Origin of the sequence: Microcoleus sp. Pol17C6 (assembly GCF_036701145.1) — a bacterium.
Lineage (GTDB): Bacteria > Cyanobacteriota > Cyanobacteriia > Cyanobacteriales > Microcoleaceae > Microcoleus.
Genome location: NZ_JAUBQH010000024.1, coordinates 55,621 through 70,574, shown reverse-complemented (window position 1 = coordinate 70,574; position 14,954 = coordinate 55,621). Strand labels below are relative to the sequence as shown.

Annotated in this window: 10 protein-coding genes; 4 read left to right on the top strand and 6 right to left on the bottom strand. The window is 45.3% G+C overall.

The genetic code is table 11. The features are described 5' to 3' along the window. Window positions 1-68: 68 nt before the first annotated feature. Window positions 69-1,463 (bottom strand): CmpA/NrtA family ABC transporter substrate-binding protein, encoded by a 1,395-nt coding sequence (locus QUA25_RS14060; RefSeq protein WP_333038790.1) that lies wholly within the window; start codon window positions 1,461-1,463, stop codon window positions 69-71. An 851-nt stretch (window positions 1,464-2,314) separates the two neighbouring features. On the opposite strand from QUA25_RS14060, the gene QUA25_RS14055 reads away from it, so the two are divergent. Further along, entirely contained in the window at window positions 2,315-3,592 is a 1,278-nt protein-coding gene (locus QUA25_RS14055) for a leucine-rich repeat domain-containing protein (protein WP_333038758.1), read from the top strand. Window positions 3,593-3,689: 97 nt separating this feature from the next. Here QUA25_RS14055 and QUA25_RS14050 read toward each other — a convergent pair whose 3' ends face one another. Beyond that, on the bottom strand, window positions 3,690-6,455 hold the full coding sequence (locus QUA25_RS14050; RefSeq protein WP_333038756.1) for an HAD-IC family P-type ATPase: 2,766 nt from the start codon (window positions 6,453-6,455) through the stop codon (window positions 3,690-3,692). Between the two features lie 414 nt (window positions 6,456-6,869). On the opposite strand from QUA25_RS14050, the gene QUA25_RS14045 reads away from it, so the two are divergent. Continuing rightward, the gene (locus tag QUA25_RS14045) at window positions 6,870-7,055 is read left to right on the top strand and encodes a hypothetical protein (protein ID WP_333038753.1); all 186 of its coding nucleotides are present in this window, start codon (window positions 6,870-6,872) and stop codon (window positions 7,053-7,055) included. An 81-nt stretch (window positions 7,056-7,136) separates the two neighbouring features. On the opposite strand, the gene QUA25_RS14040 is transcribed toward QUA25_RS14045, so the two are convergent. After that, on the bottom strand, window positions 7,137-8,594 hold the full coding sequence (locus QUA25_RS14040) for a CHASE3 domain-containing protein (RefSeq protein ID WP_445304872.1): 1,458 nt from the start codon (window positions 8,592-8,594) through the stop codon (window positions 7,137-7,139). A 711-nt stretch (window positions 8,595-9,305) separates the two neighbouring features. Continuing rightward, window positions 9,306-10,760, bottom strand: a complete 1,455-nt coding sequence (locus QUA25_RS14035; RefSeq protein ID WP_333038747.1) for a methyl-accepting chemotaxis protein — start codon at window positions 10,758-10,760, stop codon at window positions 9,306-9,308. Window positions 10,761-11,196: 436 nt separating this feature from the next. Here QUA25_RS14035 and QUA25_RS14030 point away from each other — a divergent pair, with 436 nt between their 5' ends. Next, window positions 11,197-12,219: a cysteine peptidase family C39 domain-containing protein gene (locus QUA25_RS14030; protein ID WP_333038746.1), complete on the top strand. Its 1,023-nt coding sequence runs from the start codon at window positions 11,197-11,199 to the stop codon at window positions 12,217-12,219. Between the two features lie 235 nt (window positions 12,220-12,454). On the opposite strand, the gene QUA25_RS14025 is transcribed toward QUA25_RS14030, so the two are convergent. Both QUA25_RS14025 and QUA25_RS14020 read right to left on the bottom strand, forming a co-directional pair. Further along, entirely contained in the window at window positions 12,455-12,943 is a 489-nt protein-coding gene (locus QUA25_RS14025; protein ID WP_333038743.1) for a hypothetical protein, read from the bottom strand. A 170-nt stretch (window positions 12,944-13,113) separates the two neighbouring features. Further along, window positions 13,114-14,142 carry an isochorismatase gene (locus QUA25_RS14020; RefSeq protein ID WP_333038741.1) on the bottom strand — a complete coding sequence of 343 codons (1,029 nt, stop codon included), beginning with the start codon at window positions 14,140-14,142 and terminating at the stop codon, window positions 13,114-13,116. A gap of 77 nt (window positions 14,143-14,219) precedes the next feature. Between QUA25_RS14020 and QUA25_RS14015 the strand changes: the two genes are divergently transcribed. Further along, window positions 14,220-14,951, top strand: a complete 732-nt coding sequence (locus QUA25_RS14015; RefSeq protein WP_333038739.1) for a TVP38/TMEM64 family protein — start codon at window positions 14,220-14,222, stop codon at window positions 14,949-14,951. Window positions 14,952-14,954: the final 3 nt, after the last annotated feature.

Genomic DNA, 14,954 nt, shown 5'->3' with positions numbered 1-14,954 from the left:
CCTATCTCTGGTGATGTGTATTTTCGAGACTAAATTTCGAGACTAAATTATGGGAAGCTAAGACCCCATCACACTTTTTTAATTGCCAAACTCTTGAGATAAGCTTCGGGATTTTCCGGGTTGAATTCTTTGCCGTCAAAGAACTTTTCAACGCCACGAGACGTACTTTTCGGAATGTCAGCATCAGCAACTCCGGCTAATTTAGCTGCCTTCTTCCAGATATCTTCTCGGTTGACTTTATCGATGATTGTCTTTTTGTCTGCCAAGGTTTTTGTCGGCAGGAAACCCCAGCGCACGCTTTCGGTTAAGAACCACAAATCGTGACTCTTGTAGGGATAGGAAACGTTGCCGACGCCATCATTCCAGTACAGCGGACTCATCTTGAAGTCGTTGATGTCTGGTTTGCCGTCGCCCATAACATAATTGCCTTGATAAGGAGGCGTCAAAACCGTCGGAGATACGTCAAAGAAGTTTCTTCCAGAAGTAATGGCGACTAATTCGGCTCGATGTTCGGGCTTGTCGCACCACTGCTGCGCCTCAATTAGTCCTGCGAGTAAGGCTTCGGTGGCTTTGGGGTGTTTGTCTACCCAGTCGCCGCGAATTGCTAGATATTCCTCTGGATGTGCTTTCCAAATTTCGGAGGTGAGGGCGGACATGAAACCGATGTTTTCTTTGACAATCCGCAGCGGCCAGGGGTCGCCGGTGCTGAAAGCGTCCATACTTCCAGTTTTCATGTTGGCGACGGTTTGGGCAGCGGGTACTGTTAGCAACTCGGCCTCTGTGTCGGGATCGATGCCGTTAGCTGCCAGCCAGTAGCGAATCCAAAAGTCTTGGTTGACTTTGGGGAAGGTGTAGGCTGCTTTGAAGGGAGTACCTGCTTGTTTGAGGCCTTTGATGTAGTCTTGGGCCGCTTGATCTAGTTTAAGTCCGAGGCCTTTGCCTTGGTGTTTGGCCGCGATCGCAATTCCATTTCCGTGAGTGTTCAACTGGGCCAGAACATACATGGGGATTTGGACGCTGTTTTTGGTGATCAGACCTTGACTAATTTGATAAGGCATCGGCATTTGCCACTGGCCGCCGTCAATGCCGCCGCCTGCCGATCCAATTTCTAGGTTATCTCTGGCAGAGCCCCAGTTGGCTTGCTTAGCAACTGTTACCTCAGTCATGCCGTATTTGGCAAAAAAGCCTTTTTCTTGAGCAATGATTAAAGGTGCTGCTTCGACGATCGGGATATATCCCAATGTGATTTTAGTGCTTTCAATTCCTTCGACTCTTTTCTCGTTGGCAACAGCCACTACTGAGGTAGCTGCGGGTATTGCGCCGTCAGCACCGGCCGTTGCACCGGGTTCTGGGGGATTTCCCAAACAACCTTTGAGCAGTATTGAACCCAGGGCAGATGCACCTGCTTTGATGATAAATTTACGCCGAGAAAGCGCAGAAAATTCATCTGAAAATCTTGTCATAGCATAGCCTCGCTGCAATTCATAATCTTCTGTAACAACATTCACTGAAGGTTATCAACGCGCTTTTTTGCTGTTCGCTAATTGGGTTTAGCTAACTGTTTTGAGCGCAGGTTGGCAGGAGGGAGCAAAAGATTTATCGCTAGTATAAGTCTTTAAACTATCCCTGCTGATTTGACTTGTTTGATTAATATCGATATTTCGATCGGCCGAGTTGTGTGAACTCACTTTTTGCGAGCCGCACGTTTCCTTGACTTGATAATTAACTCTACCGTACTCTTGCGGAAATTATAAAACAATTATTAAATTCGATTGATAAGTAAATCTTGTGGGACTGCGCTATCGATAAGCAGGGCTGTTTCATTCTCTTGTAGGGGCAGCCACGAGGGGCAGCCCCAATCCCTGAAACGCTTAATAAATAGTGGATGGGGAGGGTCGGCATTCTTGGCACGACAAGAGTCAAAACGCTGGTTTTCCTGAGAAGCAAACAGCCCTGTATCGATAAGGAGCCGTTGGGAAGAGCGATCGGGTTTGCTTATCAAAACTCTTCAAACCAAGATTTGCTGGGTGAAAGTTGTAGCGAATGCCGATCGGGGGGCTTTCCAATCTATTATCAATAAGCGACAAATATCGCCACCACCACACATTTACTTTGTTAATATATCTTTACTTTTTTGAGTTGTTAATTGTAGTTAATTATACAGAAATAATTATTATTATACGCTTTTGCTGTTTTCACACGGTTAACTGGTTTTCAGTGGTGGACTAAAATTGGCGCTTAATCGTAAGTGATTTACCAAACTAAATATTAAAGGCTAAAACTTGAGAGTTCAGAATATTAGAGGTACAAGATCATGACACTTATAGTTGCAGACAAACACAGAAATTTACAAAGATCGATCGCAGTTACTTGTAGCGCGATCGTCCTAGCATTATGTGGAAGTGGACTATCTGCTGATGCCGCCGAAACGCGATCGTCCAACAGTAGACGAACATTTGCTGATTGGTGTCGCCAAAAAGCTGATTTGAGTCCTGAAGCTAAACATACTGTTGAGGTGCTGTTGAAAAAAGCTGAGACTACAAACTGTGATGAGGCCGATCGGAAACTTTCGAGTCTCATTGAACTCGACCTCATCAACAATTCTATCAGCGACATCAAACCATTGCAATCCTTGACCAACCTGACTGATTTAGACCTCACATTCAATCAAATCAGCGACCTCAAACCGCTAGAATCCTTAACTAATCTGAGCGATCTCGACATCAGGAGCAATAAAATCAGCGACCTCAAACCGCTAGAATCCTTAACTAACCTGACTGTACTCTCCCTCGGCGAAAATCAAATCGGTGACATCCAACCGCTAGCATCTTTGACTAACCTAAAGCGTCTAGAGCTCTGGAAAAATCAGATCGGTGACATCAAGCCGCTAGTATCTTTGACTAACCTAACTTTGCTCTGGCTCAGCGAAAATCAGATCGGTGACATCAAACCGCTAGTATCTTTGACTAACCTGACTTCACTCAACCTCAGCGAAAATCAGATCGGCGACATCAAACCGCTAGTATCTTTGACTAAACTGACTTCGCTCTGGCTCGACAAAACTCAAATCGGCGACATCAAACCGCTAGCATCCTTGACTAACCTGAAACAGCTCTTCCTCTACAACAATCAGATCGGTGACATCAAGCCGCTAGCATCCTTGACTAGCTTGACTGAACTCTGGATCAACAACAATCAGATCGATGACATCAAACCGCTAGCGTCCTTGACTAACCTGACACAGCTCGACCTCAGCCACAATCAGATCGATGACATCAAACCGCTAGCATCTTTGACTAACCTGACCGATCTCTTGCTCGACAGCAATGAAATCAACGACATCAAACCGCTAGCATCTTTGACTAAGCTGACCGATCTCAGGCTCGACAGCAATGAAATCAACGACATCAAACCGCTAGCATCTTTGACTAACCTGACTTATCTCCGGCTCGTCAACAATCAGATCGGTGACATCAAACCGCTAGCATCTTTGACTAACCTGACTGAACTCTGGCTCAACGGAAATCCGATCGCTCCCAAAACTTGTCCCCTCAAACCAGAGTCTATCTGTCATTGGGAACCCTTAAATTAAATGCTAAAACTTTACAGGCGGTAGGGTGCGTCAGTGGGAAAATCCGAGTTTATCGTGCTCACCACAAGCCTGACGCACCATACAGGTTAATGGTGAATTAGTTGGGCGGGTCAAAGCGGTTGACCCAGAGAGCAACACCGATCATCGGTAGGGCTACGCCGAAGCAAATCAGCCACTGATCCAAGTTCATTGGAGCCGTCTCAAATATGCGATTGACAAACGGAGAATTAGCAAAGATGATCTGCAAAATCACCGCCAGGACAATTCCCACACCGAGAGCGGGAGCGCCGCTAACTTCTTCCTTAGAACCGCTAAACTTAGCAATCAAAGAAGGCAACAACTGGCTGAGACTCAACAGGTAAAAAATTCTCCCCATTACCAAAGCTTGAATCGCCATCGTGCGGGCCAGTGCCAAAGTTCCCCAATCCGCTTGGCGCACCCATTCAAACATTCCGAAAATCAGAGTCCAGTTGTAAAGAGAAATAGCGATGATGCGCTTGATCCGATTTCCAGTGAGAAAAGCTTCGTTTACCGGTCGGGGCTGCTGTTTCATCACTCCCGCTGACTTGGGCTCGAAAGCCAGAGGCACAGTCATGGTGATGGAGTTGAGCATATTCAGCCAGAGAATTTGTAGCGACAAAATCGGCAATTCTCGACCTAGGAGCGTGCTGAGCAAAATTGTCATTGACTCCCCGCCGTTGACTGGGAGAATGAAGCTGATTGCTTTGAGCAGATTTTTGTAAACCGATCGCCCTTCTTCGACAGCAGATTCGATCGACGCAAAGTTATCGTCAGTCAGAATCATGTCCGCGGCTTCCTTAGAAACCTCCGTACCGCTGCCCATCGCAATGCCGATATCCGCTTGTTTGAGGGCTGGCGCGTCGTTAACACCGTCTCCCGTCATCGCCACGATTTCGCCTTTTTGCTGCAAAGCTTCTACGAGGCGGAGTTTTTGTTCGGGGGCGACGCGGGCAAAAACTGAACCTGCTTCTACAGCTTCGCCGAGTTCGTTCTTGCTCATTGAGGCGAGCTCGGCGCCGGTGTAGGCTACAAGTTCTCTGTGGTGTTTAGTTTTGCGGAATCCCATGCGGCGGGCGATCGCCTTGGCTGTAGCGATGTGGTCGCCGGTAATCATTTTGACTTGGATGCCGGCGGTTTGACAAGCTTGGACGGCTGCGATCGCTTCTGCCCGCGGCGGGTCAATCATGCCTTGCAGTCCCAAGAAAACCAGGCCTGACTCCAAATTCGAGTGATCGACGGTATTTTGGCTTTGGGGTACTGGCTTTTTCGCTAAAGCCAAGACGCGCAAGCCTTGCTTTGCCATTTCATCGACTTGATGGTGAATTTGTTCGCGATCGACTTCTACCGGATTTCCTTGAGTGTCGAGACTGGAACCGCAGCGGCCGAGAATTGATTCTACGGAACCTTTGACGTACAAAATTTTGCCACTGGGAGTTCGGTGCAGCGTCGCCATGTATTGAAACTGAGATTCAAAGGGAATTGAATCCAGCCGTTGCATTGACTTGGACAAAATTTGCTGGCTCAAATCAGCTTTTTTGCCCGCAGCAATTAACGCTCCTTCTGTCGGATCTCCGACGACAATCCAATTATCGTCTTTGAATTCCAGGTGAGAGTCGTTGCAAAGGAGTCCAGCTTGCAAACATTCTTGCAAAGTTGGAGTTTGGCTGACAGTAATTGGCAGTTGGTTGAGTTGAATTTCACCTTCGGGGCTGTATCCCGTACCCGTAACTGAGTAGGATTCGCCACCAGAATAGATTTCTTGCACCGTCATTTGGTTTTCCGTCAAGGTTCCGGTTTTGTCGGAACAGATGACTGTAGCGCCGCCGAGGGTTTCTACTGCGGGCAATTTGCGGACGATCGCGTGGCGATTTGCCATCCGGGAAACGCCTACGGCTAGGGTGACGGTGATGACGGCGGGTAAGCCTTCGGGAATTGCGCCGACAATCAGGGCGACAGCGGGTTCGACTGCTTCTTTAAAGGCTGAAACCCCCGCAGGGACTGGCCTCCCCAATCTGACGGCGAAGGTCAAGGTCGCCATTCCCAACACGAATAACAGCCAGTTTTGACTAAATTGGTTGAATTTGCGGGTTAAGGGGGTGGTGAGGTCGATGTGGCGATCTAATAGTTGGGAGATTTTGCCGGTTTCGGTTTTATTGGCGATCGCAATTACGATGCCGCTAGCTTGGCCAAAAGTGACAAAACTGCCGGCATAGGCCATGTTATCCCGTTCTGCTAGCGGCGTTTCTTTTGGTAGAACTATGTCTCCAGATTGTCCTAATTCTTTTTCGACCGCAACAGATTCCCCGGTGAGTCCCGATTCGTCGATTTGCAAGTCGCGGACTTTCACTAAGCGCAAGTCTGCCGGTACTTTGTCGCCGGAAGTCAGGATTACTAAGTCGCCGACTACGAGTTCTTTGGAGGGAATTCTTAATTTTTTGCCGCCCCGAATGACTGTGGCTTCGGTGGTGACAGCTTGGGCTAAAGCTTCAATTTTTTTCTCGGCTCCAGCTTCTTGGATGAAACTAATAGTAGCGTTGGTGGTTGTTACGCCCCAAATTACGCTAGCGTTTAGCCATTCTCCAATCACTGCTTTGATTAAACCTGCACTCAGCAAGATGATCAGGAGGGGTTGGTTAAATTGCAGGATAAATTTTAACCAGGCTGGTTTCCCTGCTTTAACCGTTAGTTCGTTGGGCCCGAATTTCTGTTGGCGATGGTTGGCTTCTGTCGGTTCTAAACCGCTTTCCAGGTTGGTTTCTAAGATAGTTGCAACCTTGGATATTTCTAGGTAGTGCCAATATTGCTCTGCTACGTCTACATCGTTGGCGGATCTTGATGGCATGATTCTTCCTGAATATTTGGGGTGTCTGACGAGCTTTGATCGCTCTTTAATAGGCACGCTCAATACAACTCACCGCTCGTTGGAGCGTGAATATATTGAGCGGCTTAATTGTTGGTTGATTACTTTAACGGGCTGTGACTTACATCTATATTACAACCGATGTGGCCGTTTGTGGCAAGAAATTTGGGGGATTTTTTCCGGCGCTAAATCTTGTTTGGGACTTGGTGGCTAAAGTGGGGAAAAGTCGATAAAATCCCTTGACATTTTGCCAATTTTAGGTGTGGTTGAAGAAAGAGGGAAGAAGGCAGGAGGCAAAAGAAAAATGCTGCCATTCCCCCACTCTCCTCCTCCTCCGCTTCCCCACGGACGATCGCATAAATGTTAAAACCCTAGTTTAAGCAACAAAATTTTGAGTTGACGGAAATACTTGTGACGCTGGTGCTGGGTTCGGTACTGTTAGCCTGGGGAATGCGTTTCGGGCGGGTGTTAGTTCGATCGTCCGTTACAAAAGAGGATTTGTTTAAGGGCAGAAATTCCCTCGCCCTGGCTTTGGCGATGCACTCGCCTGCGATCGTTTTGACTTGGATGCCGCAGGTTTGACAAGCTGTGAGGGCAGCGAGCTCAATTCGTGACTCAATGCTATCAATTGCTAGTCTCTTAGTCCAAAACACTGAGCACCCTTTAGACAATTGAATTGAGATTTTGGGCTGCATCGTTCAATTGTTGAGTGCCTACTTTGGTTTGACTAATACCACTAGCTGTTTCTTTTGCCGCTAGGTTGAGGGTGTTCATCGCCTCCACTACTTGTTTAATAGCAACTGCTTGTTGTTGAGCCGTTAGAGAAATTTGTTGATTATTCAATACCACATTATTAACAGCATTTGCTACTTCCGAGAAAGCTACTGCCGTTTCTTGACTGATTTTGGTTCCTGATTCTACTGTTTTAGTACCTTCCTTTGTCACCGTTACTGTGGAATTTATCGCATTCTTGATATCATCGACTAGGCGGTTAATTTTCTCGGCTGATTTCTTACTTTTATCTGCTAGTTTGCGGATTTCTGTGGCTATGACAGTAAAACCTTTGGCGCTTTCACCCGCCCGGACTGCTTCTACTGAGGCATTCAGTGCCAGCATATTTGTTTGATTTGCTAAATCTGTGACATCAGTAGAGATATTGCCAATCTGATGGGTTTGTTGGCTCAATTGCAGAATTTGTGCCGCGATCGCCCCGACATTTTCTTTCAATATTATCATCGATTCCAGTGTTTGCTCCACTGCTAGGGTTCCCTTTTCAGTGATCTTTAAAGCTTGCCGTGCAGATTCCGCACCCGCTTGGGCTTGCTGGGCTGATTGTTGGGAAGCCGCGCCCAACTCATCCATTGTGATTGTAGTTTGATTTACAGAGCTCGATTGCTGTGCGGCTGTGCGTTCCTGCTGTTCAACTGTGGCCGCAATCTCTGTGGAAGAACTGGCGATCGTATTTGCTACCTGATTGATTGGTCGGATAATTTTAGCAAAAATAAATAATACAATAAATGAACCAAATACTACAGCAACAATCGTACCTCCTATCGAAACAATCGCCGCTAATTGCTCCGACTGTTTTGCTACTTTTGTTCTTTGAACCAGTAGATTATCTTCTACCTTAAGCATTTCTGCCAGCTTATCCCTGATTTCATCCATAAATATCTTGCCTTTACCTGAAAGCACCAAGGCTCTTAGCTCTGGTTCTTTGCCAGCCCTTTTCAGGGATATAGTTTCCGCTAATTCATCTAGTTTTTGCTGACCCCAATTTTCAACTTCCTCCAACTTTTTAACTTGCTCAGGATTATCTTTTATTAACTCTTTTGTCTCCTTTACTGTTTGATAAAAGGCTACTTGACCATTTTTATAAGGTTCTAAAAATTCCTCTTTCCCAGTGAAGATAAACCCCCGCTGTCCTGTTTCAGCATCCACTAAATCTTTTTCTATGGCTTGCAAATTTGTCTTGACTACATAAGTATGCGTTTGCCACTCAATAGCTTCGGCTAAATTATCCATACTCAATTTAGTGGCAAATCCGATGGTAATCATTAACAAAAAAATGGATCCGAAGCCCAACGGAACTACTTTACTAAGCCGAATAGTATTTGGCGACATTTCCCTTTTTACTCCTTGATTAGTTGTTGACTTTTGTGGGTAAGTTGCAGTATCAATAATTTCCTGCTATTTTTCACCCAAGTAGTTATTTAATCCCTAATACTAATTCATAATTAATGCCCCTTTTTTCGTGGGAAAAACTTCCAGCGCTTTTTTTTGCTTTCCTTGCTTTACTAACTCAACCATTGACTCAGACTCATCAACAAAAATCTGACAAAAGTTAATGTCGAGCAAGCGATGCAGGTCAAGTTTTTAGAATTAAGGGTTGTTTTTCCTGCTTCGATTTTGGATAAATCCTGTTTATTCGATTGTAGCGAGAAATTGAGGAACGAAACCCAAATATCGTCCAATTCTCTCCCCCACTCTTCTTCTCTCCCACTATTGATTGGGGTTCAAGTCGATCGCAGATCGTGTTAAAACCTAGTTAAGCGAGCATATTCTGAACTTATAGAAATAGTAGTGACCCTGGTGCTGGGTTCGGCGCTGTTAGTCTAGGGAATGGGGTTCGGGCGGGTGTTTGTTCGATCGTCCGTTACAGAAGAGGATTTGTTTAAGGGCAGAAATTCCCTTGCCCTGGCTTTGGCGATGCACTCGCCTGCGAACACTTTGACTTCAATGCCGACTGTTTGACAAGCTGTGAGGGCAGCGAGATCAATTCATGACTCAATGCTATCAATTGCTAGTCTCTTAGTCCAAAACACTGAGCACCCTTTAGACAATTGAATTGAGATTTTGGGCTGCATCGTTCAATTGTTGAGTGCCTACTTTGGTTTGACTAATACCACTAGCTGTTTCTTTTGCCGATAGGTTGAGGGTGTTCATAGTATCCACTACTTGTTTAATAGCAACTGCTTGTTGTTGAGCCGTTAGAGAAATTTGTTGATTGTTCAATACCACATTATTAACAGCATTTGCTACTTCCGAGAAAGCTGCTGCCGTTTCTTGACTGATTTTGGTTCCTGATTCTACTGTTTTAGTACCTTCCTTTGTCACCGTTACTGTGGAATTTATCGCATTCTTGATATCATCGACTAGGCGGTTAATTTTCTCGGCTGATTTCTTACTTTTATCTGCTAGTTTGCGGATTTCTGTGGCTATGACAGTAAAACCTTTGGCATTTTCGCCTGCCCGGACTGCTTCTACTGAGGCATTCAGTGCCAGCATATTTGTTTGATTTGCTAAATCTGTGACATCAGTAGAGATATTGCCAATCTGATGGGTTTGTTGGCTCAATTGCAGAATTTGTGCCGCGATCGCCCCGACATTTTCTTTCAATATTATCATCGATTCCAGTGTTTGCTCCACTGCTAGGGTTCCCTTTTCAGTGATCTTTAAAGCTTGCCGTGCAGATTCCGCACCCGCTTGGGCTTGCTGGGCTGATTGTTGGGAAGCCGCGCCCAACTCATCCATTGTGATTGTAGTTTGATTTACAGAGCTCGATTGCTGTGCGGCTGTGCGTTCCTGTTGTTCAACTGTGGCCGCAATCTCTGTGGAAGAACTAACAATCATATTGACTGACTGATTCATTGTCTTTGCAATGCCTGAAGCAATCCACAGAGCGATCGCAATTGCCGTAAGTGCAGCTAAAGCAGTGCTTAAAATCACCACTGTACTCAGGAACTGCAAAGCTTGAATCTGTTTATTTTCTTGAGCTAATAAATTACTTTCCTCGGTTCTTTGAAACTCCTTAGCTATAGCATCAACCTGACGAAGCTTTGGTACAATTTGGCTCTTCCATAAGTTAAGTCCATCCTCTTGCTTACCTTGCTCAACCAAAGAAAAGGCTTGGTTATAGCCCTTGTCTATCTGATCTTGTAAGACATTCATTTCCTCTAGCCGCTGACGCTGCTGTGGGTTTTGAACCCGCTTGAGTAAATCCTGATAGAATTGGTCAAAGCTGTTTACCGCTTCATTGTATTCAGTTAAGAAATCGCTATTTTTTGCCAAAAAATACCCGCGAGCAGCTTTTTGCATACCTGCAAATCCTAGCTGTTGCTCTTTCAAATCTATAACAACAGCATGAGAATTATTTAGCAGCTTTGCTTTTTCTTCTACTTCTTTAGCATTAAAAAAAACCAAAGTAGCAGCTCCAACTGAAAGCAAAATCGGTATGGAATATCCCCACAGGATACGCTCTCTTAATTTGGTGGCTTTGAAGTTAATCATCTTAATTTGTTCCTGTGTTTTAAAAATAAATTAATTAATCCCCTTCAAAACAATGGGAACTGCCGATCCGAGTCGCCCCCGGTTTCTCAGCTTTAAGTTGGCAAACATGGCAATATCTCCTGTTCGGTTAGGTCGCTGAATTATTTGATTCTCAACCATTGACTCAGACTCATCAAGAAAAACTTGAAAAAACTTAATATCGAGCAAGCTATGCAAATCAAAGTCTTTAGGATTGATGGTTGTTTCGCCTGCTTCGATTTTGGATAAATCCTGTTTATTCGATTGTAGCGGGAAATTCAGTAACCAAACCCAAACATCGTCAAATTCTCTCCCCCACTCTTGCTCTCTCCCACTCTTGCTCTCTCCTACTATTGATTGGGGTTCAAGTCGATCGCATAAATGTTACAACCTAGTTAAGCAACAAAATTTTGAGTTCATGGAAATAGTAGTGACGCTGGTGCTGGGTTCGGTGCTGTTTGTTTGGGGAATGCGGTTCGGGCGGGTGTTAGTTCGATCTGGAGTGACGGCTAATGATTTGTTTAAGGGCAGAAATTCGATCGCCCTGCTGTTTTTGGGTTTTTATATTGCCTTGCTGCTACTGGCTCTAAATCTGCCTCAAATGCCAGCTTTGCCGATCGAGTGGCGCTTTCACGGGATGCGAGTTACTTGGACTTTGCTACGAGTAATGCTGATGGGAGTCTGCGGTATTGGCTTTAGTATAAGTTGGTTGACAGCGCGACCCCAAGTAATCGCAGTAATTTTAATTTGCTTGTTGGGATTGGGAGGATTTACAGGCGCTGAAAACTATTTTATGGCGCCAATTTACGCTGATTTAATAGATAATTTGCAGCCAAACGGTGTATTTCGGCAAACATCTAACAGCAGTTGCGCGCCGGCGGCCCTAGCAACAGTGTTAAGGCGTTGGGGAATCGATGCGACGGAATCGAGTGTAGCGCGTTTTGCCGGGACGAGTCGCTTGGGAACTTCGATGCCGCAGTTAATTATAGCAGCAAGAGCTTTAGGCGTAAATGCGATCGAACTGGCGCCGACTTGGGAGCAAATTCAGCAAATTAATCGCCCCGGAGTGCTAGCAGTTTGGCTGTTTGACGGCCCTCGGAAGCTACCGCACGCGGTGGCTTTGCTGGGAATGAATGACAGTATTGCTGCAATTGGAGACCCGGCGCGGGGCAGGATTTTCTATTTAGATAGGGCAACTTTTGCCCAGATTTGGCGGGAGGAATACGTGCCGATTTTTCGTTCTGCGGATATCTGGTTAAGTGACAAACAAGCTATGGACTATTTGAGTAAATTAGGATATAATAGCGGCGATTTAAAAGCAAATATCGAGCGCTTTCAAACCGATAAAAAATTAAAAGTCAGCGGTAAGTTAGACCGGATGACTGAATTAATGTTGAGCGGCAGTTTTTTGCAAGAAGTCCCCAGACTGGATGGGAAATAGTTATGGAAAATCGTCAACCGCAAAGGAACTCTTGACCGACAGGGAAGAGGAATCATGCGGTTTTTTCAAACAATCTTTGAGTCATTCGTTGATAGCGCTCGCAAAAATTTGATCGCCCCAGCAGATGATCGACGCTCGCACCTTGGTAGCGTGGCTGCATGAAATTACCGTAAGCGTAGGCAGTTGCATCTAATTCCTCCTATATTTTTACCGTCGATCGCACCTTGGCTACGCCTCACCGTTTTTGACAATTGGGAACAGTTGAATCGCCCATTTTAGGCTCAGACAGCTTGACTTCCCATCCAGGTAAATTCCACCAATTAACTCGCTGATTCGGCTGAATCCAAAAGTTTAGTTGCGTGATCTTGCCATCCTCAAATCTGAGTGTGGGAAAGGTAGGATAACTGGTATCATCGGTTTCGCGATAAGTGCGTCCAAGGTAATTTAGGCAGGTCGTTAATCCGTCAGTAATTCCCAATTCTTCTACTCCCGTTCCCTTCAATTTGGCATCATCGTAGCTGAAAGAACCGTTGAATGAATTCCCCGCTAAACCGCCTTTGGTAACAGTGATGGTGAAATCGTAGGTTACGGGAACTGCGTAGGCTTGGGTTGCAGTGACAACTGTGCTCAGAATAGTCGTGGCGATGCCCACCGAGAGTTTTGAAATTGCTTGCATACTCGCCTCCCGAAACAAAACAACACTATAAATTTCGCTTTCAGTCATCGGGAAACTCCTTAACTACGCTTCTCTCGCAAGTGATTTATCGGATATGATATCATAAGTAATCAGTTAAATGCGATCGCAGCAGAGTGCCAAACAAACAAAAATTATCGCCTAGGATTGATAATGTATACTTTTTTGGCACTGAAAAACTCAACAGAAAACAAGCGTCTTTAATCGCCCAGAATTAACTGAGTAGATTGAACAACATTCATTCCCGCCGCCGCAAATTTTTGATAAGCTGCATCTGCTTGTTCCGTAAAATCAACAACACCCGGCACCACCACAGGCGAAGTGCAATCTTCCAGCAAATAAACCTTCTTTGCCAAATTCGGATCTCTCGCCAAAATTTCCGTTAACAAATCATCAATTGTCCAAGCAACGCAGTGACTTTTGGCTTGTCCGGCAATAATTACTGCATCAAAATCGAGTAATTTATCAATAAACTTAGCATTCTTTTCCGCAATTGGATTGCCGTCGAATCCATCTAAAACTTCGGGCCGCAAAACCGAATAGTTTTCTGTCAGTGGATTCCCGCCTTTGATTTCAAAAAGTGCTTGGCTGTTGCGGGCTATAGTATGAAAAAATACTGCTTCTTCGACCGCCGAAACCAGCGCGTGTCCGATGCCACCCAGCATCGAGTGATATGGCCAAATTGTCAGGGGATATTTCCCATCGGCGCTGAGTTTTTTGACGTAGTGGCAAACCTGTTTTTCCAGTGCTGAAAAATTCCCTCCGCTGATGCTGTGGGCGATGGCGGGATTGACTTTCCAAATGCCTTTTTGGACATCTTCGAGTGTAATAGAAGTGGCGGCTGGTAGGGGGTGTTCGCCTGCTTCGTCGATCCAAAAGATTGGATGAAAAATTTGCATGGCGGTGTGGGTGTCCATTGTCGGCGCAATGGTTGTAATTGCATTTAAATTGCGGTAAATAAATTCGCACAGCCGCAGGTTGTCATCAACTGCGCCGCTACCGGAACGCCCGCCAACAAATAGTTCAAATTCTGGCAAACAAAAGGTATTTTGGACATCAATTATCAGCAAACAAATGCGGTTTTTGTCGCTAGATGCTGGCTGAATGCTGTGCTGAATTGCCCAATCTTTCGCTTGGGCGGCTCGTTCTCGGTAGGGGACTCGCCAGACTTCCCCTAATTTTTTGGGGTCAAAATGTTCGGGAATTGGAAGTTGGGCTTTTGGTGTCATGACAATCGCTTTTAGGCTAGTTTACAGTAATAATTTAAGTTTGGAGTATAATGCTGATAAATATTTGCGCGTGAATCATGGTCAAAGAACGAATCCAAGATTATGCTAGGGTAAAATTTAAACGCATAGTGTTGTTTTTTTCGATCGCCCTTTTGCTCGCTCTCTTAATTGTAGCAACTAGATATCCCTACCTTCAAGATGTTTTGAGAAGTCTGTTAATGCGGATTGAGGATTTAGGGTGGTGGGGGCCAGTGGCTTTTGTAGCTACTTACAACTTGGCTACTGTGCTGTTTGTACCGGGTTCGGTACTGACGCTGGGAGGGGGGGCGATTTTTGGTTTGTGGTGGGGTTCTGTTTACGTCTTTGCGGCTTCGACTTTAGGTGCTGTATTTGCTTTTGCGATCGGGCGCTATTTATGTCGCGATCGCGTGGTAAAATATATGGAATCTCACCCCAAGTTTAAAGCTCTCGATCGCGCCGTTTCTCAACAAGGATTAAAAATAGTTTTTTTGACTCGTCTTTGTCCTTTATTTCCTTTCAATTTATTGAATTACGCTCTGGGAATTACTCAAGTTTCTTTGAAAGATTACGTGCTGGGTTCCTTGGGCATGATACCGGGTACAATCATGTACGTTTACTCCGGTTCTTTGGTGGGTAATATTGCGGCGATAGGCGCGATATGTCAGTCAACAAATCCCCAAACAGAAGCAGCAAAATGGTCGCTCAATATCCTCGGTTTTCTGGCTACTGTTGCGGTAACTGTTTTTCTCACTAGGATAGCCAGCCAAGCTTTGGAAGAAAGTATTTAATTA

What these genes read in the sequence shown, in the direction of transcription:
- QUA25_RS14060 (WP_333038790.1), bottom strand. Translation starts at nt 1,463, where the DNA reads ATGACAAGATTTTCAGATGAATTTTCTGCGCTTTCTCGGCGTAAATTT.
- QUA25_RS14055 (WP_333038758.1), top strand. Translation starts at nt 2,315, where the DNA reads ATGACACTTATAGTTGCAGACAAACACAGAAATTTACAAAGATCGATC.
- QUA25_RS14050 (WP_333038756.1), bottom strand. Translation starts at nt 6,455, where the DNA reads ATGCCATCAAGATCCGCCAACGATGTAGACGTAGCAGAGCAATATTGG.
- QUA25_RS14040 (WP_445304872.1), bottom strand. Translation starts at nt 8,594, where the DNA reads ATGTCGCCAAATACTATTCGGCTTAGTAAAGTAGTTCCGTTGGGCTTC.
- QUA25_RS14035 (WP_333038747.1), bottom strand. Translation starts at nt 10,760, where the DNA reads ATGATTAACTTCAAAGCCACCAAATTAAGAGAGCGTATCCTGTGGGGA.
- QUA25_RS14030 (WP_333038746.1), top strand. Translation starts at nt 11,197, where the DNA reads ATGGAAATAGTAGTGACGCTGGTGCTGGGTTCGGTGCTGTTTGTTTGG.
- QUA25_RS14025 (WP_333038743.1), bottom strand. Translation starts at nt 12,943, where the DNA reads ATGACTGAAAGCGAAATTTATAGTGTTGTTTTGTTTCGGGAGGCGAGT.
- QUA25_RS14020 (WP_333038741.1), bottom strand. Translation starts at nt 14,142, where the DNA reads ATGACACCAAAAGCCCAACTTCCAATTCCCGAACATTTTGACCCCAAA.
- QUA25_RS14015 (WP_333038739.1), top strand. Translation starts at nt 14,220, where the DNA reads ATGGTCAAAGAACGAATCCAAGATTATGCTAGGGTAAAATTTAAACGC.